This is a genomic window from Micrococcaceae bacterium Sec5.8, from assembly GCA_039636775.1.
GTDB lineage: Bacteria > Actinomycetota > Actinomycetes > Actinomycetales > Micrococcaceae > Arthrobacter.
In genome coordinates, this window is sequence record CP143429.1 from 2,684,749 (window position 1) to 2,706,934 (window position 22,186).

Annotated in this window: 26 protein-coding genes and 1 other RNA gene; 4 read left to right on the forward strand and 23 right to left on the reverse strand. The window is 63.9% G+C overall.

Going from position 1 to position 22,186, the window contains the following annotated elements; all coding sequences use genetic code 11:
- Nucleotides 1-105: 105 nt before the first annotated feature.
- The 10 genes from ssrA to VUN84_12390 all read right to left on the reverse strand — a co-directional run bounded on the left by ssrA (nt 106) and on the right by VUN84_12390 (nt 7,426).
- Nucleotides 106-474: a transfer-messenger RNA gene (ssrA, locus tag VUN84_12345) on the reverse strand.
- Nucleotides 475-581: 107 nt separating this feature from the next.
- Nucleotides 582-1,052 (reverse strand): SsrA-binding protein SmpB, encoded by a 471-nt coding sequence (gene smpB / locus VUN84_12350; protein XAS63096.1) that lies wholly within the window; start codon nt 1,050-1,052, stop codon nt 582-584.
- 108 nt (nt 1,053-1,160) lie between these two features.
- Nucleotides 1,161-2,585, reverse strand: a complete 1,425-nt coding sequence (locus tag VUN84_12355) for a peptidoglycan DD-metalloendopeptidase family protein (protein ID XAS63097.1) — start codon at nt 2,583-2,585, stop codon at nt 1,161-1,163.
- Nucleotides 2,586-2,610: 25 nt separating this feature from the next.
- Entirely contained in the window at nt 2,611-3,525 is a 915-nt protein-coding gene (gene ftsX / locus VUN84_12360) for a permease-like cell division protein FtsX (protein ID XAS63098.1), read from the reverse strand.
- Complete coding sequence (gene ftsE, locus VUN84_12365) at nt 3,522-4,304, reverse strand: cell division ATP-binding protein FtsE (protein ID XAS63099.1); 783 nt, start codon at nt 4,302-4,304, stop codon at nt 3,522-3,524. Before ftsE ends, ftsX begins: the two co-directional genes overlap by 4 nt.
- Before the next feature lie 196 nt (nt 4,305-4,500).
- On the reverse strand, nt 4,501-5,616 hold the full coding sequence (gene prfB / locus VUN84_12370; protein XAS63100.1) for a peptide chain release factor 2: 1,116 nt from the start codon (nt 5,614-5,616) through the stop codon (nt 4,501-4,503).
- A 142-nt stretch (nt 5,617-5,758) separates the two neighbouring features.
- The gene (locus VUN84_12375; protein XAS65847.1) at nt 5,759-6,172 is read right to left on the reverse strand and encodes a hypothetical protein; all 414 of its coding nucleotides are present in this window, start codon (nt 6,170-6,172) and stop codon (nt 5,759-5,761) included.
- A 77-nt stretch (nt 6,173-6,249) separates the two neighbouring features.
- Complete coding sequence (locus VUN84_12380) at nt 6,250-6,786, reverse strand: hypothetical protein (protein ID XAS63101.1); 537 nt, start codon at nt 6,784-6,786, stop codon at nt 6,250-6,252.
- Nucleotides 6,767-7,111 (reverse strand): TadE family protein, encoded by a 345-nt coding sequence (locus VUN84_12385; protein ID XAS65848.1) that lies wholly within the window; start codon nt 7,109-7,111, stop codon nt 6,767-6,769. Before VUN84_12385 ends, VUN84_12380 begins: the two co-directional genes overlap by 20 nt.
- 57 nt (nt 7,112-7,168) lie before the next feature.
- On the reverse strand, nt 7,169-7,426 hold the full coding sequence (locus VUN84_12390) for a hypothetical protein (GenBank protein ID XAS63102.1): 258 nt from the start codon (nt 7,424-7,426) through the stop codon (nt 7,169-7,171).
- A gap of 302 nt (nt 7,427-7,728) precedes the next feature.
- On the opposite strand from VUN84_12390, the gene VUN84_12395 reads away from it, so the two are divergent.
- From VUN84_12395 to VUN84_12405, 3 genes are all read left to right on the forward strand, one after another.
- Complete coding sequence (locus VUN84_12395) at nt 7,729-7,893, forward strand: hypothetical protein (GenBank protein XAS63103.1); 165 nt, start codon at nt 7,729-7,731, stop codon at nt 7,891-7,893.
- Nucleotides 7,893-8,093 carry a hypothetical protein gene (locus tag VUN84_12400; GenBank protein XAS63104.1) on the forward strand — a complete coding sequence of 67 codons (201 nt, stop codon included), beginning with the start codon at nt 7,893-7,895 and terminating at the stop codon, nt 8,091-8,093. Before VUN84_12395 ends, VUN84_12400 begins: the two co-directional genes overlap by 1 nt.
- Nucleotides 8,094-8,474: 381 nt before the next feature.
- Nucleotides 8,475-8,756: a hypothetical protein gene (locus VUN84_12405; protein XAS63105.1), complete on the forward strand. Its 282-nt coding sequence runs from the start codon at nt 8,475-8,477 to the stop codon at nt 8,754-8,756.
- 657 nt (nt 8,757-9,413) lie between these two features.
- Here the strand turns inward: VUN84_12405 and VUN84_12410 are convergent.
- The 13 genes from VUN84_12410 to VUN84_12470 form a co-directional block, all read right to left on the reverse strand.
- The gene (locus VUN84_12410; GenBank protein XAS63106.1) at nt 9,414-9,665 is read right to left on the reverse strand and encodes a hypothetical protein; all 252 of its coding nucleotides are present in this window, start codon (nt 9,663-9,665) and stop codon (nt 9,414-9,416) included.
- Between the two features lie 114 nt (nt 9,666-9,779).
- Nucleotides 9,780-10,592, reverse strand: a complete 813-nt coding sequence (locus VUN84_12415) for a phage major capsid protein (GenBank protein XAS63107.1) — start codon at nt 10,590-10,592, stop codon at nt 9,780-9,782.
- Between the two features lie 158 nt (nt 10,593-10,750).
- On the reverse strand, nt 10,751-11,308 hold the full coding sequence (locus VUN84_12420; GenBank protein XAS63108.1) for a hypothetical protein: 558 nt from the start codon (nt 11,306-11,308) through the stop codon (nt 10,751-10,753).
- Between the two features lie 15 nt (nt 11,309-11,323).
- Nucleotides 11,324-11,611 (reverse strand): hypothetical protein, encoded by a 288-nt coding sequence (locus tag VUN84_12425; protein XAS63109.1) that lies wholly within the window; start codon nt 11,609-11,611, stop codon nt 11,324-11,326.
- Entirely contained in the window at nt 11,608-11,976 is a 369-nt protein-coding gene (locus tag VUN84_12430) for a hypothetical protein (protein XAS63110.1), read from the reverse strand. Before VUN84_12430 ends, VUN84_12425 begins: the two co-directional genes overlap by 4 nt.
- Nucleotides 11,973-12,191, reverse strand: coding sequence for a hypothetical protein (locus VUN84_12435; protein XAS63111.1), 219 nt, complete (start codon nt 12,189-12,191; stop codon nt 11,973-11,975). Before VUN84_12435 ends, VUN84_12430 begins: the two co-directional genes overlap by 4 nt.
- Before the next feature lie 135 nt (nt 12,192-12,326).
- Entirely contained in the window at nt 12,327-13,727 is a 1,401-nt protein-coding gene (locus VUN84_12440; GenBank protein ID XAS63112.1) for a phage/plasmid primase, P4 family, read from the reverse strand.
- Nucleotides 13,728-13,815: 88 nt separating this feature from the next.
- Nucleotides 13,816-13,965: a hypothetical protein gene (locus VUN84_12445; GenBank protein XAS63113.1), complete on the reverse strand. Its 150-nt coding sequence runs from the start codon at nt 13,963-13,965 to the stop codon at nt 13,816-13,818.
- Nucleotides 13,966-14,902: 937 nt separating this feature from the next.
- Nucleotides 14,903-16,282, reverse strand: a complete 1,380-nt coding sequence (locus VUN84_12450; GenBank protein ID XAS63114.1) for a recombinase family protein — start codon at nt 16,280-16,282, stop codon at nt 14,903-14,905.
- A 24-nt stretch (nt 16,283-16,306) separates the two neighbouring features.
- Nucleotides 16,307-17,185: a type II secretion system F family protein gene (locus tag VUN84_12455; GenBank protein ID XAS63115.1), complete on the reverse strand. Its 879-nt coding sequence runs from the start codon at nt 17,183-17,185 to the stop codon at nt 16,307-16,309.
- Nucleotides 17,182-18,036, reverse strand: a complete 855-nt coding sequence (locus VUN84_12460) for a type II secretion system F family protein (GenBank protein XAS63116.1) — start codon at nt 18,034-18,036, stop codon at nt 17,182-17,184. The genes VUN84_12455 and VUN84_12460 overlap by 4 nt, the downstream gene beginning before the upstream one ends.
- Nucleotides 18,036-19,259, reverse strand: a complete 1,224-nt coding sequence (locus tag VUN84_12465) for an ATPase, T2SS/T4P/T4SS family (GenBank protein ID XAS63117.1) — start codon at nt 19,257-19,259, stop codon at nt 18,036-18,038. Before VUN84_12465 ends, VUN84_12460 begins: the two co-directional genes overlap by 1 nt.
- Before the next feature lie 328 nt (nt 19,260-19,587).
- The gene (locus VUN84_12470) at nt 19,588-19,779 is read right to left on the reverse strand and encodes a hypothetical protein (protein ID XAS63118.1); all 192 of its coding nucleotides are present in this window, start codon (nt 19,777-19,779) and stop codon (nt 19,588-19,590) included.
- An 85-nt stretch (nt 19,780-19,864) separates the two neighbouring features.
- On the opposite strand from VUN84_12470, the gene VUN84_12475 reads away from it, so the two are divergent.
- Entirely contained in the window at nt 19,865-22,153 is a 2,289-nt protein-coding gene (locus VUN84_12475; GenBank protein XAS63119.1) for a GH25 family lysozyme, read from the forward strand.
- Nucleotides 22,154-22,186: the final 33 nt, after the last annotated feature.

A 22,186-nucleotide genomic window follows, 5' to 3' on the forward strand; every position in this document is an offset into this window, starting at 1 on the left:
GCACCGCTCCTGAGAACATTCCGGCACAGCAAAAGGCCGGAAGCTGAGGCTTCCGGCCTTTTGTCTGGAACCATACGGGGTGGAACGCCGTTCCCGGCGCACCTATGGTGGAGATGGGGGGAATTGAACCCCCGTCCGATGTCGTGTTGTCAGGGCTTCTCCGGGCGCAGTTTGCGGTGGATTTTCTCGGCCCCAGCCATGCTACAAACAGCTGGCTGATCCGGGCCCAGTCATCTAAGAGTCCCGTTCACCCCGATGACGGGGGTAAACAGCAGTGGCTATCTAAATGACGCCAGGATCCGGGGCAATAGCAACCTCGGGCTGACGGACTGTCTTACTGCTTAGGCAGCGAGAGCGAAGTCAGTGCGTTTTGATTCGGCACTTATTGGTTTGCAGACAGCGTTTACGAGATAATTCTGCATCCTCGGCCCGCTTCACCTGTCGCGACTAACATCGTCGAAACCGATCATCCCCGTATTTTTTTATCAAACCCGTTCAGGATCTTGCGGATCCCGCCCGGACTACCAAGCATAACGCACATGTCCGCCGTTTCATGCCCGCGGCATGCGCAGCGGGGACTGCTAGCGCCGGTTCCGCTCGCGCATGACGCGCAGGGCCTCGCGTTTGTCCTGCTGCTCCCGCAGGGTCTGGCGTTTGTCGTACTCTTTCTTGCCGCGGGCGACGCCGATCTCCACTTTCGCCCGGCCGTCCACGAAGTACAACTGGAGCGGGACGATCGTGAAACCTGATTCGCGGATCTTGTGCGAGATTTTGGTCAGCTCGTCGCGGTGCAGCAGCAGCTTCCGACGGCGGCGGGCGGCGTGGTTGGTCCAGCTCCCCTGGTGGTACTCGGGGATGTGGATACCTTCCATCCACAGCTCATCGTTGTAGAAGGTGCAGAAACCGTCGACCATGGAGGCATGGCCTTCACGGAGGGACTTTACTTCGGTTCCCATCAGCGCAATCCCGGCCTCGTAGGTATCGAGGACGTGGTAGTCGTGCCGGGCCTTGCGGTTGGTGGCCACTACCTTACGGCCACTTTCTTTCGGCACGGTGGAACTCCTTGAATCGATGGGGAAGCCGTACGCCGGAACGGCGCGGGCTTCTTCCAGTTTACGGCAGGCCCGCGGCCCGGCCGCCGGCCTTCCGCTGCAGGCGGATCAGAGCAGGTTCATCGGGTCAACGGCGCGGCCGTTGAGCCAGGTTTCAAAGTGCGAATGGCAGCCAGTGGAGTTGCCGGTGGTGCCGGAATAAGCGATCAGCTGGCCCCGGCTGACCTGCTGGCCGGGCGAGACCACGACGGAGGTGTTGTGGTAGTAAATCGTCGTCAATGAGTTGCCCTGGACCACACCGTGGGAAATCTTCACGTTGTTGCCACCGCCGTCGTTGGCCCAGCCGGCTGAGAACACGGTTCCGGCCGCGGCGGCGAACACCGGGGTGCCACAGGCCGCGCCGAAGTCAATACCGGTGTGCATGTAGCCACCCTGGCCATAGAAGTCGATGGTGCCTGGCGGTGTTGCCCGCCAGCCAAAGCCTGAGGTGATCGGAACACCATTGAGGGGATGCTGCAGGCCGAAAGCCGATGGTGATCCTGGCGCGGCGGGCACGTACGGCGCCGGCTGGGCCTGGGCCTGGCCCTGGGCGCGAGCGGCTGCGGCAGCCGCAGCAGCGGCGGCCTCGGCGATGCGGCGCTGTTCGGCTTCATAGGCCTCACGCAGCTTGCGGTCACGCTCGACGATGTCCGCCGCCACAGCGTCCTGCTGGGTCTTGACCTGGGCCAGCTGGGTCTGGATCGCCGGCTTGGCGGCCTGCAGCTCGGCATCGAGCCGGGTGGTGTCGGCGATGAGCTTGTCCACCTGGGACTTCTTGGCTTCGGCCTCGTCGCGGGCGGCCTGTTCGCGGGCCAGTGCGGCATCGGCTTTGGACTTGAGGTCTTTGATTTCGGTTTCCACCGCTTCGAGCCGGGCCTGGGAGTTAACGTTGGTGGCGTTCTGCTGGGTCAGCTTGTCCATCGCGGAGTTCTGGCTTCGCATCGCCTGGTCGGCCAGGTCGATCGTCTCCGTGAGGCTGCCGCTGTTGTTGGAGCCGAAGAAAAGTGAAAGGTTGGAGGGAACCCCGCCGGACTTGTAAGCCTGGGTGGCGATCTGCCCGATCAGCTTCTTCGTGTCGGCGATTTTCTGCTTGTCCGTCTCGAGCTGCTGGGTGAGTTTGGCTTTGTTCTGCTGAGCCAGATCCACCCGGGCGGCGAGGGCTTCGGCTTCCTTGACGGCGCCGGCAACGCGTCCCTGGGCTTCGAGCAAGGCCTGCTGTGCACCGGGGAGCTGGCCCTGGTACAGGACGAGGTCCGAGGCTGCCTGGGCGATCCGGGAGTCCACAAACTCGAGGGAATGCTGAACGCGGGCTGCTTCTTCCCGCAGAGCTGCCTGCTGGTCCTCCAGGGTGTCGGCGAAGGCCACCGGCGTCGAGGCCCCCATGCTCGCCGCCAGGACGAGCGCCAGCACCGCGCCTACAAGGCGGCTGCGCCGACCCGCCTGGCAAGGGCGGATCGGAACCGACCGCGGGGCGGTCCGGTGTATCGCTGTCATGGGGTGTCCTTTTTCGTTTTGCACGCTAGACCCTCAAGTATCGACGAAGGGTCAGGAGAGATGATACGCCTGCCAGCAGTACACCAAGGCCGATCAGTGCCGGCGCCAGGACAAGGGTCTGACCTGCGGAGATAAAAGGGGTATCCGGATATTGCTGGGACAGGTAGCCGCCCAGGAAAAAGTGCGCCACCGCCCACAGCGTCCCCGAGGCAAGGGCCGCTCCGATCACGGCGGCGATCACGCCTTCGAGGATGAACGGGAGCTGGATCACCATCTTTGAGGCCCCGACCAGACGCATGATGCCTGTTTCCCGCCGCCGGCTGAACGCTGACAACCGGATGGTGGTGGCAATGAGCAAAAGGGCGCAGATGATCATCACGCCAGCCACGCTGACGGCCACGAGGGACGCGGCGTTCATGACGGAGAACAGCCGCTCCAGGAGCTGGCGCTGGTCAATCACCGTTTCGACGCCGGTCTGGGAGGAGAAGGTCTCGCTGATGATCTGGTATTTCTCCGGATCCTTCATGTTGATCCGGAAGGATGCCGGGAGCTGGTCGGGCGTTACCGAGTCGACGATCGGCGAGTTGGAGAACTGTTCCTTGAAGTGCTTGTAGGCATCGTCCTTGGACTCGAACTGGAAGTCGTTGACGTACTGGGCCACCGCCGGCGATTGGAGGAGCTTGGCCACGTTGTCCTGCTGTTCAGGGGTGGCGGGGCCGCTGGCACAGCTGGCCGCAGCCGAGCCGTCACTGCAGAGGAAGATGGCGACCTGGACCTTGTCGTACCAGTAGCCCTTCATCTGGTTGATTTGCAACTGCAGCATGCCGGCGGCGCCGACGAACGTCAGCGACACGAAGGTCACCAGGATGACCGAAACCACCATGGAAAGGTTGCGGCGCAGGCCGCTGCCGATTTCGGCGAGAACGAATTGGAGCCTCACAGCCGGCCCTCCCCTGCGGCCGGCGCTGCGGCGGCGGCTTCGGGGTCCCGCCCACTGGCATCCCGCAGGCGGCGGGATTGTCCTACCACCGGAATCATGGCCGTATAGAGCGCCTTGGCCTCGTCCCGGATGATGACACCGTGGTGGAGTTCGACGACGCGTTTGCGCATCTCGTTGACGATGTCGTCGTCGTGGGTGGCCATGACCACGGTGGTGCCGTTCTGGTTGATCTTGTCCAGTACCCCCATGATGCCCATGGACGTGGTGGGGTCCAGGTTGCCGGTGGGCTCATCGGCCAGCAGGATGCCCGGCCGGTTGACGACGGCGCGGGCGATCGCCACACGCTGCTGCTCGCCACCGGAGAGTTCGTGCGGAAGCCGGTTTTCCTTGCCTTCCAGTCCGACAGTCTTTAGGACCTCGGGGACGGTGTCACGGATGACGCTGCGGCTCTTGCCGATTACCTGCATGGCGAACGCGACGTTGGCGAAGACAGTTTTCTGGGGCAGCAGGCGGAAGTCCTGGAACACCACGCCAATGCCGCGCCGGAGCCTGGGCACCCGCCAGCTGGAGATGTTCGCGACGTTTTGGCCGGCCACATACACGGCGCCGGAGGAGGCGCGGTCCTCTTTGAGGACCAGTCGCAGGAACGTCGATTTACCGGAACCCGAGGCGCCGACGAGGAAAGCGAATTCACCACGGTCGATCTCAAGGTTGATCGAGTCCAGCGCTGGTCGCGCCGTCTGGTCGTAGACCTTGGTGACATTTTCGAAACGGATCATGGCCCTAAGTACCCTGCAGGACATGGACGGATACGGTCCAGTACTGCTGCCGGTGCGCGGGCTTTCTAGTGGGGGAAGTAGAGCTCCGGCTTCTCGACTATACGCACGGGCTTCGGAGGATGCGCCCGGGCACGGGGCGTGTCGCAGGATTAGACCCGAGCGACGCATGTGACGCAAGAGGCAACTGGTACGTACTTTAGCTCTCTGCGTTGCGGTTGTCGGTGCGCCAACGGATGCCGGCGTCGATGAAGTCATCGATCTCACCGTCAAACACGGCCGAGGTATTGCCGACCTCGTACTCCGTGCGGAGGTCTTTGACCATTTGATACGGGTTCAGGACGTAGGAGCGCATCTGGTCACCCCAGGAGGCCTTGACGTCGCCGGCAAATGCTTTCTTCTCCGCGTTCTCTTGCTCCTTCTTCAGCAGCAGGAGCCTGGACTGCAGCACCCGAAGGGCGGCTGCCCGGTTCTGCAGCTGTGACTTCTCGTTCTGCATCGAGACCACGGTGCCGGTGGGGATGTGGGTCAGGCGGACGGCGGAGTCGGTGGTGTTGACCGACTGTCCGCCGGGGCCGGAGGAGCGGAAGACGTCGACACGGATCTCGTTGTCCGGGATGTCGATGGAGTCGGTCTGCTCGATCAGTGGAATGACTTCAACGGCAGCGAACGAGGTCTGACGGCGGCCCTGGTTGTCGAAGGGGCTGATCCGGACCAGGCGGTGCGTTCCGGCTTCGACGCTGAGCGTTCCGTAGGCATAGGGTGCCTTGACCTCGAATGTGGCGGACTTGAGACCGGCTTCTTCGGCATAAGAGGTGTCCATGATGGTGGTCGGGTAACCGTGGCGTTCGGCCCAGCGCAAATACATCCGCAGCAGCATCTCGGCGAAGTCCGCCGCGTCCACTCCTCCGGCACCGGCGCGGATGGTCACGACGGCTTCGCGCTCGTCGAATTCCCCGGACAGGAGGGTCACAACTTCAAGGTCCTTAAGTGCTTTGCGGATCGAGTCCAGTTCCGTGGCGGCTTCGCCCATGGAAGCGGCGTCGTCCTCGTCCTGACCCAGCTCCACGAGGACCTCAAGATCGTCGATCCGGGACACCAGGGAGTCCAGGCGCGCCAGTTCTGACTGGCGGTGCGAGAGTCGCGAGGTGATCACCTGGGCGGCCGCGGGATCGTCCCACAGGTTGGGTTCGCCGGCCCGTTCGCTGAGTTCGGCGATGTCCTCCTTCAGCGCGTCCACATTCGAAACGTTTTCGATCGAGACGTAGGTGGCGCGGAGGGCTCGGATTTCTGCGGGAAAATCAATGTTTGCCATGGTTTTTTAAGCCTACGCTATCCGTGCGGGCGGCCCGCACGGGGCCGCCCGCCCACTCGGGTGTTGCCGGTCGGGCACCGCCCCGCAGGACCCTCCCCGCAAGACCCGCCGGGCGACCGGCGCGGGACAACCGGCCCCGGGCCTACCGTGTGAGCCGGGAACGAGCCGTCGAGCTGGCTTCGATCCGGATGCCGTCCGGGACAAGAAAGTTCACTACCGGCGGATGCACCGCGGCGCTCAGGACCACGACGGCGGTGGAACCATCCGGGCTTCCCGTCCCCGATCCGACGGCGAGCCCGCTGAACCGGGAGAAGGCACCGCTCCGGTCCAGGAACTCGGCGGCGGCCCCGCGCACCCGGGCGCCGGTCAGGATGGCGGTGGGGCTGGCCCCTCCGGATTCGAGCTGTCCCAGGGTGAAGCTGTCTGCGGCCGCCACCGAAGCACCGTCGGCCATCGAAAGGAGCTTCTTGTGCTCGAGATAGACGCTGGACGCGGCGGCCACCACAGTGGTGAGCAGCAGCGCCAGAAGCACGTAGCCGATAATCAGCACCATCATTTGCCCGCCGTCGCGCTGCTGGCCGCCGGGTGCCGGCCGGAGCGGCCGCAGGGGTCCGGCCCGTTTGCCGCCCCCGGTCATCGGAACCGGCCCACCAGCTGCGTCGCGGAGGCGCTGAGCCGCCCGGCGTTCAGGTCCAGCACGCCGCTGAACGGAAGGAACGGCAGCGGCACCGTCAAATGGACGGTGACCGTCACGGCGGAGCCTGCCGTGCAGTCTGCCGGTGCACAGCTGGTCTCGACTTCGGCGTCCGTTGCTGTGTGCCCATGGTCCGCGAGCGCCAGCAGCACAGCTTGCTCGGCGGCGGCCTGGCCGGCTGCGGCGTCGGGCTGGGCGACGAAGACCTTGGCGGCCTGGTCCGCCGCGCCCACCACGGCAAAAGAGCCGCCCTGGAGCTGGGCCATCGTGATGATGAAATAAACCAGCGGCACCATCAGCAGCAGGGACAGGAACGTGAATTCAACGACGGCGCTTCCCCGTTCGGCAACGTCCTCAACGGTGCAGCCCTGAGCTTCAGCGGTGCAGACGTCAGCGCCGGCGCGTGGGACCTCCTTCCGGGAGCAGGCCTCCGGTGCCTGCCGCCTGCCGGTCCTATTAAGGCTGGATAGCGGCATGCCCCTTCACCTCCAGTACGGCCCGGGGCCCAATGAGTCCGATGATGGGCAGGGGTGCCCGGACGGTAACTTCAAGCGTCCGGATGCCCTGGTAGGTGACCTCACTCGTGGCCACGTCGGTAGCGAAGTCCTGGTTCAAGGCCACGCCGATCAGCTGGGCGGTCCTGTCCCGTGCGTCCGCGGAACCGCGGTCCGCGAGCGTGCCATACCTGGCACCCGACGCTGCGGCGTCGATCAGTGTGTTCCGGACGTGGAGAACAAGGGTGAGCTGGACAATGGCGAGAAAGAACAGCGTCAGCAGGCCACCCACGAGGACGAAATCCACCACGGCCGAACCTCGTTCGTCGGTTCCGCCGTGGCCGCCGCCTGCCGGACGCACGTGCTACTGCCCCACTTTGTCCATGGCCTGGTTGAACAGTCCTTCGAGCGCCGGTCCCGCGAGGGCGAGGAGGGCAGCCACCAAAACTGCCGACATGAGGGTGATCATGACCCACCCCGGCACGTCACCCCGCTCGCGGTGGTCGCCGGAAAGTTCCGGATGCTTTCCCCTTCCCTTCTCAGCCCTGCGGGATTGGACCAGTCCGGGCATCAGGCTGGTGGTGTAGAGCAAGAGCGCCATGCGGTACAGGATCTGCTTCATTGGTTCTCCTTGGATTGGCGGTTCGGTGGTCTTTCTTCCTGGTGTGTTCGACTTCAGTTCTGCCGGGTTCCTGTCAGTTTTGCTGGAGGGTTGATGCTGCTGTTTTCTCCCTTGGTGCCGTCACAGTCCGAGGCTGATGGCAGCCAGGCCGGGAAAGACGGCGAACACGACGGTAAGCGGGAGTACGCCGAAGACGACGGGAACCATAGCCGTGCAAAGTAGGGGTTACTTCCGCAGATGGAAAACCCCGGCACTGCTGCAAACAGTCCGGGGCGTGGCAACCGCTTAAAAGGAGCGACTACATGCACCACTTTACAGATTCCCCCGCCGTGAGTTCCACCGGCAAACAGTCTCCGCTGCGCCGCCATGCTGAGAATACAGCCGCCGGCCTGATTTGGGCAGTGATGGGCGCCGCATCACTGACTTACCCCGCCGCCGTCATCTACTGGGCAGGACAGGGCGCGTAATGCACAGCTACTACGATGCAACGCTGTCCCTGATTCGGGAACGCATGGGGAACGTCTCGCCGGCCGCTATTGCCGCCGGTCTGCGGATCACTGAAACAGAGCTCACGGCCAAACTCTCCGGCGACGTCGTGCTCACCGCCGCTGAAATGGCTACCCTGGCCCGGCTCTTCGGATGCCCCATGTCTGAAATCGTGGCTTAGCCTGCCGAGCCGCTGAGTCTGTGGCAGGCGCCCAAAGTGCCTGCCACTTGCTGAACGTCTCGTTCACGTGTTCCAGCCCTTCGACGTACTCAATAGGGCGCGGTACTACCCCTCTTCAAGCCATGAACCGCCGTGGCTGCCGTTCACTCGGGCCCTGTGAACGGTTGCGCTACAGCCTGCCCCGGAAACCGTGGCGGGCTACGGGCGTGGAATGCAGCAGACAAGGGGCGGGGGCGGCGGGAGTTCGACGGGACGAGGGACTATGACAAGCCAGTTCTTTAGATCCGATTCATCCTTAGAACCTGCCCTGCCTGTCATAGTCACCGGATACAGTCACCGCGTCCGCTGGGGACGCACACAACTACAGAAACAGGTCTCACCATGAACACCACCACGATGCCCAACGCTGCGCCCGTTCCTGCCGGCTTCACTCCCCTGGACGCTGAATGTGACATCTACCTTGGCAAGAGCATGACCGGCGCCCGGTGGCGGATCTGCTCGGAATGGGTCCGCCATACCAACACCTTCACCATGACTCCATGGACAACCGATGACGACCCCATGACGCCGGCGGAAGTCCGGGAGTACTCTGCCGCCCTGCTGGAAATGGCGTCCTACATCAGCACCGTTGAAACCACCGTCGAGGTGGCCGCCCTGGCCTGAATCTGTTTCAGCCCGCAGGAACTGCCCCGGCTCCGGTAATCGGTCCGGGGCTTTTCTGCGTCGTCGTGAGGGTGTGCGGATGCCGCATACCCTATGGGGGTCGGTAGTGCCGAGGTCTTAGCAGGCCTCGCTTAGCGCCAAGGGTGTACATACTGTGGACACCCTTGGCCGCCAGCCGTGGCAGGCTGCGGATAGAGTCCGTACCCCAGTATGACCTCAGTTCAAAAGAGAGCACCTTGCGGGATCGCGCAAAGTCCGGGGTACGCACTGAGCGAGTACCCCCAAAGGCATCTGTGGAATATGGCATCTGCGGATTTAGCCGTGTATGGATAGCTATGGCTAGAGGTGCTAGGGCCTGAAAACGGGCCGAACCTGCCTTCCCCACCCTGTTGTGTGCCGCTGGAGGGCTCCTGACGGGTCCATGATGCGGGGGTGGGGCGGTTGGGTTCCTTGGTGTCTGCTAGCCCCCCTCTAGCCATAGGGCTTATCCCCCTCTGAGCTTCGAGAGATACGCGGCGGGTATCTGTGAGGTTCGCGGATAGCGGGCCTGGCGGTTTCTCCACGCCGACGGGGGGATATTTTCTCGCTATGGCAGAGGTGCGAACGCGGCAGGGGTTGAACCTCATAGCCCCAGTACCCATACAGCCGGCGGGTTGGTCAGCCGGTGAAGCTGGGAGTTGCTGGCTCGGTGTCTTGGCTGCGCGTGCTGGGTGTGGTCCTGGTGCTGGTGCGTGGTTCTGCGCAGCGTGAGCAGGTGACTGTATCCGTGGAGGTGTCGTAGGTCGAGCTGTTGGGCAGGCCGCCGCGGTTGTAGTTCAGTGGTATGCCGCATCTGGGGCAGTAGGTCTGGCCTGCCTGCGCTGCTGTGGTGATGGCGCGGATCTGTTCTCTGCGGGTCAGGTGGGTCATCGTGCTAAGTCCTTCTATCGTCCACATGCTGGAAGGGTCGCATTTGAAATGCGGGCTGGGTATGGGTGAGGCCCTGCACTCGTGGTGAATGCAGGGCCTCGGGTCACTGCCTGTCTAGCTGAGGGTGATGCGGGTGATGCTGGCCTCGTCGGGGAATCCGAAGCCAACGCGGAGGGTGGCGCGGATGGCTACCCGGTCGGATGTGAAGTGGCTGTCCGCTGAGACGGCAATCTCTACGTCTTCCCGGAGCACGGTGATGATGCGCGGGGCTGCTACTCCGTAGACGGTGCCGGGGATGGCCTTGGGGCTGACGATAAGCGGCCGTCCGAGGATGGTGCGGGCATCCTCCATGAGGGTCTTGTTTGACCCTGTGGCTTCTTTGAGCTTGGCAAGCAGGAGTGCGTCTGAGGGGTGGGCGATGAATCCGCTGATCTGTGCGTCTTCGTCTTCCGCCGCGGCAATCGACTCTGCGAACACGTCGAGGTTGGCAAGGCTTCCGGTGAGCTCGGTGACGTTCTGCAGGGATTCGAGGCCCTTGGGCGCCGGGGCTGCGAGGTCACCGAGGAACGCGGCGTTGATCTGGTTGATGATGGAGCGGGCGAGGCCCTGGCCTACGAGCTCCTGCGCTGCGGGGCTGGAGTCCTTCGCCAGTTCGCTGGAGATGATCGTGAGGCCGGCGACTTTGCGGGGCGTGATGGTCAGTTCACCGATGGACGGATCGTCCGGGGTGATTTCGGCGCCTTCGGCTACCCATGCGGCGCCGGCGTCGGAGTTGAGGATAGGAACCTGGAGTTCCTTGGACCCGGTGTTGACGACGGTGGCGAGTGCCGGGTTGAAAGCGAGGGCCTGCGCGGTGACGGGCTTGGTGATGAGTTCTGCGTATTCGGTGGGCAGGATGCCGCCGGCGGCTGATTCAAGAAAAGTCATTTGTCCTCCAAGGACGGGAATTAGCGGGAGTGTGCTATTCCGGGAGGATCAATCCTCTACCGGTGCCCGTCCTGGGGCTTCGTAACGTAGCGGCGGCGCCTGGCCGATGAACTACATTGCTGCAATTCTATCAGTCAGGCGCCGCGATGGCCTAGGGCCTACTTCCCTGCGTTGAGCGCTTCTCCCCACGATGGCCCGCTGGGGCTGCTAAGGTCCTCTGAGCGGTCCCCGGAGCGCCGCACGACGGACTTAGCCCCGTAGCTGAGCCCGAAGAGTTCATGGGTGGCCTTCGCCGCCTCTGTGAGCTTTTCCGTGTTGATACTGCCATCCTCTGCAAACATCTCGGCCGGGGTGAAGCCGGCCTTCCACAGCGCGTCGGAGTTGACGCTGCTCGAGCGGGGCATGTTCTGGTTGATGAGCTGCTTGCGGAGTGAATCGACGGTCCCGGTGAGGGTGTCCCGCTCGGCCTCGGTGTCGCGGAGCTGCCGCCGGTACTTGGCTGCTTCGCGGCCTGCCTTGTTGCCGCCTTCGCCTTCGCCGTCGTCGGTGGGCTCCGTAGTACTGAGGTCACCCGTGGCCTCGGTCTGGGGCTCTGTCGCGGCCGCGGTGGGCTCGGTCGTCTCTGGGGCTTCGGGGGTGGCCGCGGGGCCCGGCTTGGGGGCGCCTTCCGTTGCGGTGGTGTCGTCGGTGTTGGTGTTGTTGCCCTGCTTGGTCATGATGGGATCCTGTCTTTAGTCTGCGTAGATGTTGTTGTTGATCCGGGCCTCTTGGTAGAGGTCCCGGTATTTCTCGTACTCGGCCCTGAAGTGCTTCACTGTGCGGCCGGAGTCTTTGCATCTGAGTTCCCAGAGCTCGGCCCGGTCTTCCGCTGCCTTTACTCGGTCCCAAAGCTTCTGGGCGTCCGTGACGGTGGCGAGCTGGTCCCGGAGCTTGGCGACTTCACGTTCAGCGGCTTTGCGGGCGGCGCGTTCTGTCTGCAGTGCTTTGATGCCGGATGCTTCCAGCGGCGTGGCGCTCATGCTTGGCCCGCCTTGGCGAGTTCGTCCGGGTCCACTCCGGCAATGATGCGGCAATGCACTCCGGGGGCGAGCCGGGAGACTTTCGTCATTACCGGCTTGCTCTCGGGTGCCGGCTGCCCCGGCGCGACGTACTGGGCTGCCCTGAGCAGTGCGAATCCGCGCACAACGTCCGCGAGTTGAATCTCCGTGGGCGTCGCGGGGCGTTCCAGGGGCAGGGAAGTCCCGTCGAGCCGTTCGTGATCGGCGCACTGCGTGGCGTCCTCACGGTCACGCAGCTGGCACGTCTCGGGGTTGTGGTCGAACACAAAGTTCCTGATCCACGCGCCGCCGCAGTCGGGGCAAGTCCAAGGTGCTGTAGGTGTCATGATTCTTCTCTTTCCTGTCGGGCTTCGATGATGTCGATGATGTCATTTGCGAGTTGCACGGCCTGATCTTCCGGCATGACGATCCATGCGTTTGTGCTGACCTGGCGGACATGGATTCCTTGGTGGGTTCCACCGTCCGGGCTGTGGAGTATCGCGGCCCGGGCTTTCATGGGGCCTTGGTTCATTGCCCATTTATCGGCGGCGGCACGGAACATTGGTGTTCTCCTTGGCTGGTCGAAAAGTGTCTAGATTCCGGGGTTCCTGGTCGGCGTGTGACGCTTGTGACGGATGTTCGCAAACTTTTCTATGTTTCTTCTCGTGAGGGAGTTTGTAAGTAAGCGTCACAAGCGTCACCAACCTCCGTTTTCGGTGTCTTCGGACCGCAGCGCAACGCCGGCGCGCGATGCCCCGATGCGCGTCTTCCGGGCTTCAAATCCGAGCCGGTCAAGCTCCTTGGCGAATGCCCGTTCGGTCATTGCGTCGGCGCCGTCTGCGGCGGCCCAACTGGTCCATGCCCCGTAGAGTTCGCGGGTGGTCACGTGGACGTGAGGTCCGGTGACGCATTCGGAGTGAATGAACCGCTTGAGTGCGTCGGATTCGGTTTGGTAGTTGTCCGTGGCCTGGCGCACGCTCTCGGGCTCATTCATGCCGCCCTGGTCTTCATAGTCGAACCAGCCTTCAACTGCCCATGTGAGAATGGCGTCGGCGGACAGCTCCAGACGTTCGGGCAGTTCCTGGTCACGCTGGGCTTCGGACACCACCACGTCGAACGGAATAACCCGGATGCGGCGCCACACGGCGGGATCGTTGCCCTTGACCTTGGGCAGATGATTCGTCACGTAGACAAGCTGATGGGTAGGCATCCACTTCACGGGCTCTTGGTAGAGCCGCCGGGCGGTGAGTTCGTCGCCGCCGGTCAACCGCTTCATGGTGGCGGCGTCGAGCTGCCGGCCCTCTTCCGTTTCTGAGCCGATGACAAGCCGGGCCCCAAGCAGGGTCATCATTTCCGGTCCCCCGCCGCCGCGCTCGGATGCCATGAGCAGATCCGGGTTGATGATCGTCGCGTAGTCCCCCAGCGCGTTGGTAATGGCGCCGTAGGCGGTGCCCTTGCCGTTGGAGCCGCTGCCGGTCAGGACCGGGAAGAGGTGTTCCCGTACGCGGCCGTAAGCGCACTGGCCGATGACCCGTTGCAGGTAGGCCCGCTCTTCGTCGTCCGGCAGGACCCCGGACAAGAAACCGTCCCATGTGCCCCGGTCGGCGGTGGGATCGTATGCGCCGCGGGCAACTCGGGTGATGCGATCCGCGGGGCTGTGCGGCCGTAGCTGGCGGGTCCGCAGATCGAGCGTGCCGTTAGCACAGTTCAGCAGGTAGGGGTCCGCGTCAAGGTCAGCGATAGAGGCCCGCAGCGTCGGCAGAGCTGAGGCAAGATCCAGGACCCCGGCGACGCCGGCCGATGATTCACACTTGCGAACATCTGTCCGCAGTTCCTTGTCACCGAGCGATTCGGCCAGTGCCCGACGCAGCACGTCGAGCACGGCTGTTTTTGCGGTGTCCTTTTCGTCCTCGGCCCACCGCTGGCCGTCCCAGACATGCCAACCGATGCCCCGGACAAACATGAGGCCGGAACCGTAAGCGGCCGCGAGGCGGTAAGCCATGCGGGCCTGGCCGCGGTGCTGCTCCCCCTCGGCGTTCAGAGCGACAATGTTCGGGGCGTCGAAAGCTTCGGCGCGGAAGTAATCGGGAATGGTCATTCGGCCGCCTCCAGCTCCAGCAGGTATGCCGGATCGTGCAGGGCGAGGAATCGGCGGAACTCCCAAGAGATCCACTCTGCAGCGGTAATCACGAGGCACCGCCTGAGACGGGCGTGAGCTGGCAGAGAATGACGTGGGCAGAGTGCCCGGCCATGATGGCCCGGTCAGCGGCCCGCTGGGCACTATCCAAAGCGAGGTAGACGCGGCGGCGGTGATGCCCGGCGGCGGTCTCCACCACCACGACATGCACACCGGTTACCAGCGATTCAGCCGCTGTGTAGCTGCCGGCCGCTGTTATGCTGGGCTTATCTCCGCTAGAGATTTCAGCCGTCCGGGTTCCCCTGCCTGGGCGGCTTTCTCGTGCCGGGGTCACGCAGCACCACCACGCAAGAGAACCGAAACACGGTCGATCTGCTCTGGTGTAAGTGCTGGAGCTTTCGCTACTACGCGGGCTACGTATTCTTCGAGCTTTGCCGCCTTGAGATTGCGGCGGGCGGTTACTAGCTCGGGGTCATCTGACGGTCGCACACGTGATAGTGATGCAACTTTGGCGCGGTCTTTCGTCCAGGTAGACAAAAAAAATCCCTCCGGGTATGACAAACAATCTGTCATCCGGGGGGAAGTTGGCTTTCTATAGCCTTGGCACCTCATGTGCCCATTCGTTGCCGCCGTTATCTTTCGAACCTCTGGCCAGCGAGGGGGGTTCTATTCACCCGGTCAGCCGCCGAAGCGACCTACGACTAACTTACGTTACCTTTTCCTTTTAGGTCAAGGCGACACACTCAATCGCGCCGCAACGTCTCGGAGCGTCGCCAAAGACACCCGGTCAATTCCCAGCTCCCGCAGTTTCGAAAACGCGGAGTACATCTTTTCGTGTCGAATGTCTGCGCCCTCACCACACTTGAGGCATTCGAACGAATAGGACTCCCGGCGCTCTCGTCCCTGGTGCTTTTCCCGGCTGTAGCGCTCATTGCCAACAAGGGCACGCGCAACGTCTACGTGTGCGCGCTCTTCGATCAGACGCTTTCGACGGTGGTTATTGTCAGTCCACCCCATACCCAAATCGTCCCTACGGTGCTCCGCGTAGACGAATTCTTGAACTGCCGGGGTTGGGTGCTTTTTCCCATGCTTACTGGACAGACTGTCGCAAAACACCGTCATGTAGTCACTCAAAGTTAGGCCTTCTTCCATTCGATTTTGACGTGCTCCGGGTTGAATCTGACACCCTTACCGGCGGGCAGCAGTGTTACTTCCACCAGGGAGCGGATTACCTGCTTCTTGCTGGTCAGGGGCAGGGCTTCCCACGAGTTAGAAACGTCTTCTGCACCTATCACGCCTGCCAGCGGATTTACGCCCTCAGCGGCGCTCATGGCTGTTTCCGCTTCCAATAGTGCGCGGCTAATCTTGGCGGACTGTTCCCTAACGGCGGTCGGAGATAAAAGCCCGTCAGCGAGCAACGCAGCGAGAGCATCACGGCGGCCCCGCAAATCGGTTGCAAGGGCCCGCAACTCGGCCACCTTGTCAGAGTCCACAAAAAGCTTTGATGCGTCTGCACGGGCGAGCCTGGCAACGATGACGGCGGTTACCAATTCGTCTACGGGCTCCATCTGCCTCTGTAGGCAGTAACCGCCCAAGCACCGGTAGACCATGACTGACCGGCCCTTAGCCTTGTGCGGTGCGGCATAGAGCGGATTTCCGCATTTGTGGCATTTGACGATACCTGACAGCAGATATTTTGAGTTGAGATCATCCGGGGCCGTGCGGCGTCGGGGGTCCATTAGAAGAACTTCCAGACGCTTGTGAGTTTCCACGTCGAGAATGGGCTCCCACTCTCCCGCGCCCATGTCTTCTCCGTTGTAGATCTGCTGCCCTGCGTACCGCGGATTCAACATAAGGCGGCGCACCTGGGTTACTCCCCACTTTCCGCCCGCGGTCGTCGTCTCCCCAGCGGCGTCCCATTCCCGCATAACGCTTGAAAGTGTCACGCCGGCTAATATCTGGTCAGCGCCGGAACGGATCAGCTCGGCCTCATCATCCACGACGAAAACCACGCCCTCCGGCGTTCGGTCGTACCCGAATGGGCGGCGACTCCAGAACGCCTTGCCGGCTTCGGCTCGCTGCCTATTGGCCGCCTTCTGACGGTTCCCCTTGTGCTTGACCTCCATAGAGGCGATAGCGGTTAGGATCTGCGCTACTGCAACGCCTGTAGGGTCTCCTAGGTCCAGCGAAACCCCATGAACGCATGCGATGTTCACGCGGTGAGCCTGTCCAGCTTCGATGACGCGCGTTAGGTCCCGCATGTTTCGGGTGAGCCTATCCAGGTGCCAGACAACCAGACGCGTAACGGTCCCCTGCTCCATATCCTTCACCAGTTTTTCAAACGCGGGGCGATTCTTCCCGCTGCTGGCGCTAATGGAGTTGTCAGCGTAGACCTCCGGGGAATCCCAGCCCTTGGCATCGGCGTATTTCCGGCAGGATGACTCCTGGCGCTGAACAGCGGCTTCGAGTCCGGTCTTGTCTTCGGACTGTCTTAGATAAATCGCGGTGCGCGGCATGGTAGCCAGTCTAGCAAAGAAACACTACAAGTTGACACCCGGCACCATCATTCCGATTTCTTTCTTTCCCGCCGATTCCATCAGTTCGCGCTTGGCCGTATCGCGGACGTCCTGGGCCTGCGCCCTCAGGACCTCGGCGAGCGGGGTGCCCCGTTCGATGGCTACAATCAGCCCGTCGACGAACCTCAGCAGGGGGCCGAGCTCGGTCCGGGAGGAAAATTCCTGGAGGGCTTCCGCCAGTGGCTTCCCTGCCCGGGTTTCCGCCAGGACGCGGCCGAATTCTTTGGACAATTCTCCCCGCGCACTCCGGCACACCCGGTCGAGCGCGCCCGCGGCACTCTCGCCTGCACTGACGGCGAGGGCCATGAGTTCGGCAATGCTGGGGAACTCCGCCATCATGCGCGCTTCGCGCTTCCTGATCCGGGCACCCAGAAAATAATCCCGAAACATAACGCCGGCGGCGGCGCTGCCAAGCACCAGCACCACGGCCAGGAGGGGGTTGACACGTCCGGCAGCGCCGAAGAGCACCCACGCTCCGGCCGCGGCGACAAAGCCGCCGGCACCCCAAAGGAGTTGTTCTGCCCGGAAGTCGGCCGGTGATTTGGCGCTCCCGGCCCGCGATAAGCGGCGGTTCAGCGCTGAGGACCCCGGGTTCAGCTTTACCAGCCAGGTGACGGCGTCGCCGATGACCGGACGCAGGATTCGTTCCAGTGGCCCAAACGGAGTGATGTTCCCCGGCACGGTTCGCAGGAGACGGGATTCCAGGTTGTGCGCCTTCAGCTGGGGACGGATGCGTTCAACGAACGTCGCTGGCCGCAGAAACGGCAGTCTGACAAGCACCAACCAGACTCCGCTGCCGAGAAGGACTCCCCAGACGAGGGCAGCCGCCAGCTGCCCGGTCATCGCAGGACCCGCTCATCTGCCGGGAGCGCACCGATGCGGAGCATGACCGCGTATGAGAGAAGGGACACCGCGAGGCCGCCCAGCAAAACCGCGGCCCCGAGGGGAGTGTTGTAGGCAGCGACCGCTTCCGGACGGCTTGCCAGCAGCACCAGGACCAGCCAGGGTGCCGCCACAGCCAGGCGGGCAGCGTTGATTGTCCAGGACTGCCGCGCCTCCAGCTCGCTCCGGGTGCGGGCGCTCTCGCGCAAGAATTCCGCGAGCGTGCCCAGCAGCCGCCCAAGGTCCGAACCGCCGACCTCCCTCGTCAGCCGAAGCGCTTCGATAATCCGATCAGCCACGGGATCAGCCAAGCGTTCCTTCAAGCGGGTCAGGGAGGGATCAAATTGCCCTCCCGAGCGGTAGTCGGACCCAAAGTCCCGGAACACCGGTCGAAGCTCGTCAGGTCCTTTGTCGCCCAACTGGATGAGGGCCTCCGGCAGCGAGAGGCCGGCACGGATCGCTGACCGAAGGTGGTCTACGACGTCAGGCCATAACTGGCGCAGGGCAGCGCTCCGCTTGCGCGCACGCCACTTGACGATGGCGACGGGCAGCCAACCGCCGAACAGTCCGAAACAGGCGGCGATCGGCGCCGACCTGGCCGCGGCGTAGAAGCCGAGCATCGTCACCGCTCCGACGCCGAGGCAAGTAGCCGCCAGGCCGGGGCCGCTGACCTTCTCAATTCCTGCCGAGCGCAACAGATCCTCCAGCCGGGTCCTTCGCGCCCCCGGCCTGGCCGCCTTGGGCTGTTCCCAGGCCGACCACCAGATGAGCAAGAGACCGGCGCCGGCGAGCATGCCGAGCAGTGCAGCCATCAGCCCGCCTCCAACAATGCGGCGACGTCGAAGCCCGCCCGGGCGAACTTCTCTGCTGCCGGCATCGAGTTGGCCCTGGGCAGCAATTGGCCATCTGCGACGGCGAAGACCATGGAGGACTCGATGATGCCGTTTTCCACCCGCCTGCCCAGCGACAGGATCTCCGTCACCTCTCTGCGTCCGCTGGCGTGCCGGGCACAGTGGACCACAAGGTCGATGCAGGAAGCTACTGTGGGCACCACGAAGGCGCTTGAGATGTTCTCGCCAGCCAGCAACGGCAGTGTGCAGATCTTGGTAACGGCGTCGTGGGCCGAGTTGGCGTGGACGGTGCACATGCCCGGCAAGCCCGAGTTCAGCGCGATGAGCATGTCCAAACTTTCCGCCTCCCGGACTTCGCCCACCACCAACCGGTCAGGACGCATGCGCAAAGCCTCTTTGACCAGCCTGCGCATGGGGATTTCGCCCTGGCCTTCAAGGTTCGGTTGCCTGCACTGCAGCCCCACGACGTCCCGCAGCGGAAACTGCAGCTCGAAGATCTCCTCGACCGTGATGACCCGCTCGCGGGTTCCGATGCTCGCGGCCAGACAGTTGAGCATGGTCGTCTTGCCGGCCTGGGTCGCTCCGGAAACCAGGATGTTCAACCCGCTGGCTACCGCCGCGCCCAGGAACCGCGCCGCCTGCGGGGTTAAGGTGCCGAGTTCCACCAGGTGCTCCAGCCTGCTGGCCTTCACAACGAATTTGCGGATGTTGATGGCCCAGTGCCGCCGTGTCACGTCCGGAATCACGACATGTAGCCGGGATCCGTCGGGGAGGGCGGCGTCCACAAAGGGCGAGGACATATCCAGCCGGCGGCCGGAGCTTTTCAGCATCCGTTCCACGAGGTCCCTGACCTGCTGGTCTGTGAGCGAGACCGAGGTCAGTTCGGATTCGCCGTTGCGTGCAACGTAGATCTCGCTCGGGGCATTGAGCCAGATTTCCTCGATGGCGGGATCATCGAGCAAGGGCTGCAGGGCGCCGAATCCGGCCACGGCGTCGAAGACAAACCGCCGGGCAGTCTCAAGCGGGCCGATGGGCGGGAGGGGAGCCAGCAGGGCACGCTCGTCGTAATCCAGAACCGCGGCCTCGACGAGGCGCCGGACTTCTCCGGTCTGCCTCAGGGGGTCGAGCCCGCGCCGGCGGATCAATTCACGGACTTCGTCCTCGACTATGCGTACAGCCTCCACAATGGCCCCCAATATGACTGCCGGCCCCTGTCCCCGGGCGCCGCAACTGGGTTAAAGCTAGGGGCGCCCGGTCCTGAGGACAAGGGTCCGGATGAGTGGATGTGGAAAACTTTCGGCATTTTTATAACAATTTTCACACAGGTAACACAGGAAACTCTGATCAACCAAATCCAGCGATGTTAGGGTGAGCGCGATAAGTCAGACAACATTCTCAGATCCGGGACAGCATCGCCTTGCGAGGTCCGGGCGCGAGACTACCTTGACGCGGCTACCACCGTGTCGATGTTCCGGAGCGGCACATGAAGCGGACCCTACTTCCTCCCCCCAGTCACCTCCGCAGCCGGGTGGGAGCCACACTCTTGGCCGCCTGCCTGCTGGCTGGTTCGGGGCTGGCTGCCCCGGCGGGTGCCGTCGAACCCACGCCGGGCGCCTCGGCGACACCTGCGCCCACCGTCCCGGCTCCGACGACGACGTCCCCGGGCCTGCCCGCTTCGGCCCCGGCGGCGCCCCGACCAGGCACTCCGACCGCTGCTAAGCAGGTCCCCACGCCGTCAGCCAGTCCCGCTGCATCAACCGATCGATCGTCGGCGGCATACCGCGCCGCGATGGCCGCAGCCACCGTGGCCGGCGGGGCGGAGATGGGGCAAGGGAGCAGCGCCGCCCGCACAGGTGCCAGTGCCACCCTGAGGACAACGACTGAAGCGTTGACGGCCGAAAGCACCTGGATGCCCCGCTTCGGTGTCCAGGGACTCGACGTGAGCTACTATCAGGCCGGCGTCAACTGGCAGCAGCAATGGACCATGGGTGCCCGTTTTGCGTACATCAAGGCAACCGAGGGGAACTATTACTCCAACGCCGTTTTCGGGGCCCAGTATCGGGGATCCCGCGACGTCGGCATGATCCGCGGGGCCTACCACTACGCCAATCCGGCTGCGTCCTCGGGGGCTGACCAAGCGAAGATCTTCGTCCAAGGTGGCGGGGGGTGGACGGCCGACGGCTATACGCTGCCTCCCGTGCTCGACTTTGAGGGAAATCCGTACGCCGGCCAGACCATCGGCGGCTACTACCAAGGCAACACCTGCTACGACATGTCCCCCGCCCAGCTGACGACGTGGGCCCGTGACTTCGGCAGGACCATGCAGGCGCTCACCGGCAGGCTTCCCATGCTGTACACCACCACGTCCTGGTGGAGCAACTGCGTGGGGGACCCTTCCGGTTTCGGCGACTGGCCGCTGTGGATCGCACGGTTCCCCGGGTCCCAGAGCGAAAGCCCGGGCGCCCTGCCCTCCAGCTGGGACACCTTCAGTGTCTGGCAATACAGCGAAAAGGGGCCTTTTGCCAACGGCGGGGACTCCAACGTCTGGAACGGAAACTACGCCGGACTGAGCGCCTTCGCGCGAAACAGCGTCTCGAGCGCCGCTTCCCTCGCGATTGCGGAGTTGGCGTCGGCGACGACGCAGTTGGGCGCCTCGACGTCGGGGGTGAGTTGCGGATTGCGTAACGGCGGCTGTTTCCAGCTGTTCGGCAACGGGGCCGTGATCTGGTCCGCCGGCACCGGCGCCCAGGCCAGCCTGTACGGACCTGTCCGGGACGCCTGGGCCCGCACGGGCTCTGAAAACGGGCCCCTGGGCTACCCCACCAGCGCACTGATCTGCGGGATCCGTGACAAGGGCTGCTTCCAGACCTACGAAAACGGTGAAATCCTCTACTCCGCCGCGTCCGGCGCGCAGCCCTCCACCGCCGGAGCGATCCGCACCGCCTACCGGAAAGCCGGCGCCGAAAACAGCGCCCTCGGCTACCCGACCAGCGGCGAGGTCTGCGGCCTCCGCAACTCCGGCTGCTACCAGAGCTACCAGCGCGGAGAAATCCTCTGGAGCCAGGCCACCGGCGCCCAGCTCTCCGAAGCAGGCCCCATCCGGACCGCCTACCGCAAAGCCGGCGCCGAAAACAGCGCCCTCGGATTCCCCACCAGCGGCAAAATCTGCGGACTTCCCCAAACAGGCTGCTACCAGGGCTTCCAAGCCGGCGCCATCATCCAAACCCCCGCCACCGGCGCCCAACTCAGCCCCAACGGACCCATCCGCACCGCCTGGGCGAACTCCGGCTTCGAAGGCGGCCCCCTGGGCTACCCCACCGGAGAAACCACCTGCGGCCTGGTCAACGGCGGCTGCTACCAGCCCTACCAAAAAGGTGCCATCCTCTGGTCCCCGGCCACCGGCGCCCAACTAAGCCTCAACGGACCCATCCGCACCGCCTGGGCCGGGACCCGCTACGAAACAGGGCCCCTGGGCTACCCCACCAGCGCCGTCATCTGCGGCCTGAGCAACGGCGGCTGCTACCAGGCCTACCAACACGGCGAAATCCTCTACTCCACCGCCTCCGGCGCCAAGCCCACCACCACCGGAGCCATCCGCACCCTCTACCGGAACAACGCCGCCGAAAACGGGCTCCTGGGCTACCCCACCAGCGCAGAGGTCTGCGGCCTGGTCAACAGCGGCTGCTACCAGAACTACCAAAAAGGCGCCATCATCTGGTCCCCCGCCACCGGAGCCCAACTCAGCCCCAACGGACCCATCCGCAACGCCTGGTCAGCCACCCGCTACGAAACCGGCCCCCTCGCCTACCCCACCACCGGAGTCGTCTGCGGCCTCGTCAAAAGCGGCTGCTACCAGAACTACCAAGGCGGCGCCATCATCTGGTCCCCCACCACCGGAGCCCGACTCAGCCCCAACGGACCCATCCGCACCCTCTGGCAACAAACCGGCTTCGAAACAGGACGCCTCGGCTACCCCACCGGAGCACAAACCTGCAACACCACCAAAACCACCTGCACCCAACCATTCACCGGCGGAAAAATCACCTGGACCACCACCCGCGGCGCCTACATCAACTAACCACCACCCTGGCCGCTCGCCGCCTCCGCCGTA

Bases quoted from the DNA above. Each gene is read 5' to 3' on its own strand.
- VUN84_12355 (XAS63097.1), bottom strand. From the start codon at position 2,585: ATGACAGCGATACACCGGACCGCCCCGCGGTCGGTTCCGATCCGCCCT.
- ftsE (XAS63099.1), bottom strand. From the start codon at position 4,304: ATGATCCGTTTCGAAAATGTCACCAAGGTCTACGACCAGACGGCGCGA.
- prfB (XAS63100.1), bottom strand. From the start codon at position 5,616: ATGGCAAACATTGATTTTCCCGCAGAAATCCGAGCCCTCCGCGCCACC.
- VUN84_12375 (XAS65847.1), bottom strand. From the start codon at position 6,172: ATGATGGTGCTGATTATCGGCTACGTGCTTCTGGCGCTGCTGCTCACC.
- VUN84_12380 (XAS63101.1), bottom strand. From the start codon at position 6,786: ATGCCGCTATCCAGCCTTAATAGGACCGGCAGGCGGCAGGCACCGGAG.
- VUN84_12390 (XAS63102.1), bottom strand. From the start codon at position 7,426: ATGAAGCAGATCCTGTACCGCATGGCGCTCTTGCTCTACACCACCAGC.
- VUN84_12395 (XAS63103.1), top strand. From the start codon at position 7,729: ATGCACCACTTTACAGATTCCCCCGCCGTGAGTTCCACCGGCAAACAG.
- VUN84_12400 (XAS63104.1), top strand. From the start codon at position 7,893: ATGCACAGCTACTACGATGCAACGCTGTCCCTGATTCGGGAACGCATG.
- VUN84_12405 (XAS63105.1), top strand. From the start codon at position 8,475: ATGAACACCACCACGATGCCCAACGCTGCGCCCGTTCCTGCCGGCTTC.
- VUN84_12410 (XAS63106.1), bottom strand. From the start codon at position 9,665: ATGACCCACCTGACCCGCAGAGAACAGATCCGCGCCATCACCACAGCA.
- VUN84_12415 (XAS63107.1), bottom strand. From the start codon at position 10,592: ATGACTTTTCTTGAATCAGCCGCCGGCGGCATCCTGCCCACCGAATAC.
- VUN84_12420 (XAS63108.1), bottom strand. From the start codon at position 11,308: ATGACCAAGCAGGGCAACAACACCAACACCGACGACACCACCGCAACG.
- VUN84_12425 (XAS63109.1), bottom strand. From the start codon at position 11,611: ATGAGCGCCACGCCGCTGGAAGCATCCGGCATCAAAGCACTGCAGACA.
- VUN84_12430 (XAS63110.1), bottom strand. From the start codon at position 11,976: ATGACACCTACAGCACCTTGGACTTGCCCCGACTGCGGCGGCGCGTGG.
- VUN84_12435 (XAS63111.1), bottom strand. From the start codon at position 12,191: ATGTTCCGTGCCGCCGCCGATAAATGGGCAATGAACCAAGGCCCCATG.
- VUN84_12440 (XAS63112.1), bottom strand. From the start codon at position 13,727: ATGACCATTCCCGATTACTTCCGCGCCGAAGCTTTCGACGCCCCGAAC.
- VUN84_12450 (XAS63114.1), bottom strand. From the start codon at position 16,282: ATGCCGCGCACCGCGATTTATCTAAGACAGTCCGAAGACAAGACCGGA.
- VUN84_12455 (XAS63115.1), bottom strand. From the start codon at position 17,185: ATGACCGGGCAGCTGGCGGCTGCCCTCGTCTGGGGAGTCCTTCTCGGC.
- VUN84_12460 (XAS63116.1), bottom strand. From the start codon at position 18,036: ATGGCTGCACTGCTCGGCATGCTCGCCGGCGCCGGTCTCTTGCTCATC.
- VUN84_12475 (XAS63119.1), top strand. From the start codon at position 19,865: ATGGCCGCAGCCACCGTGGCCGGCGGGGCGGAGATGGGGCAAGGGAGC.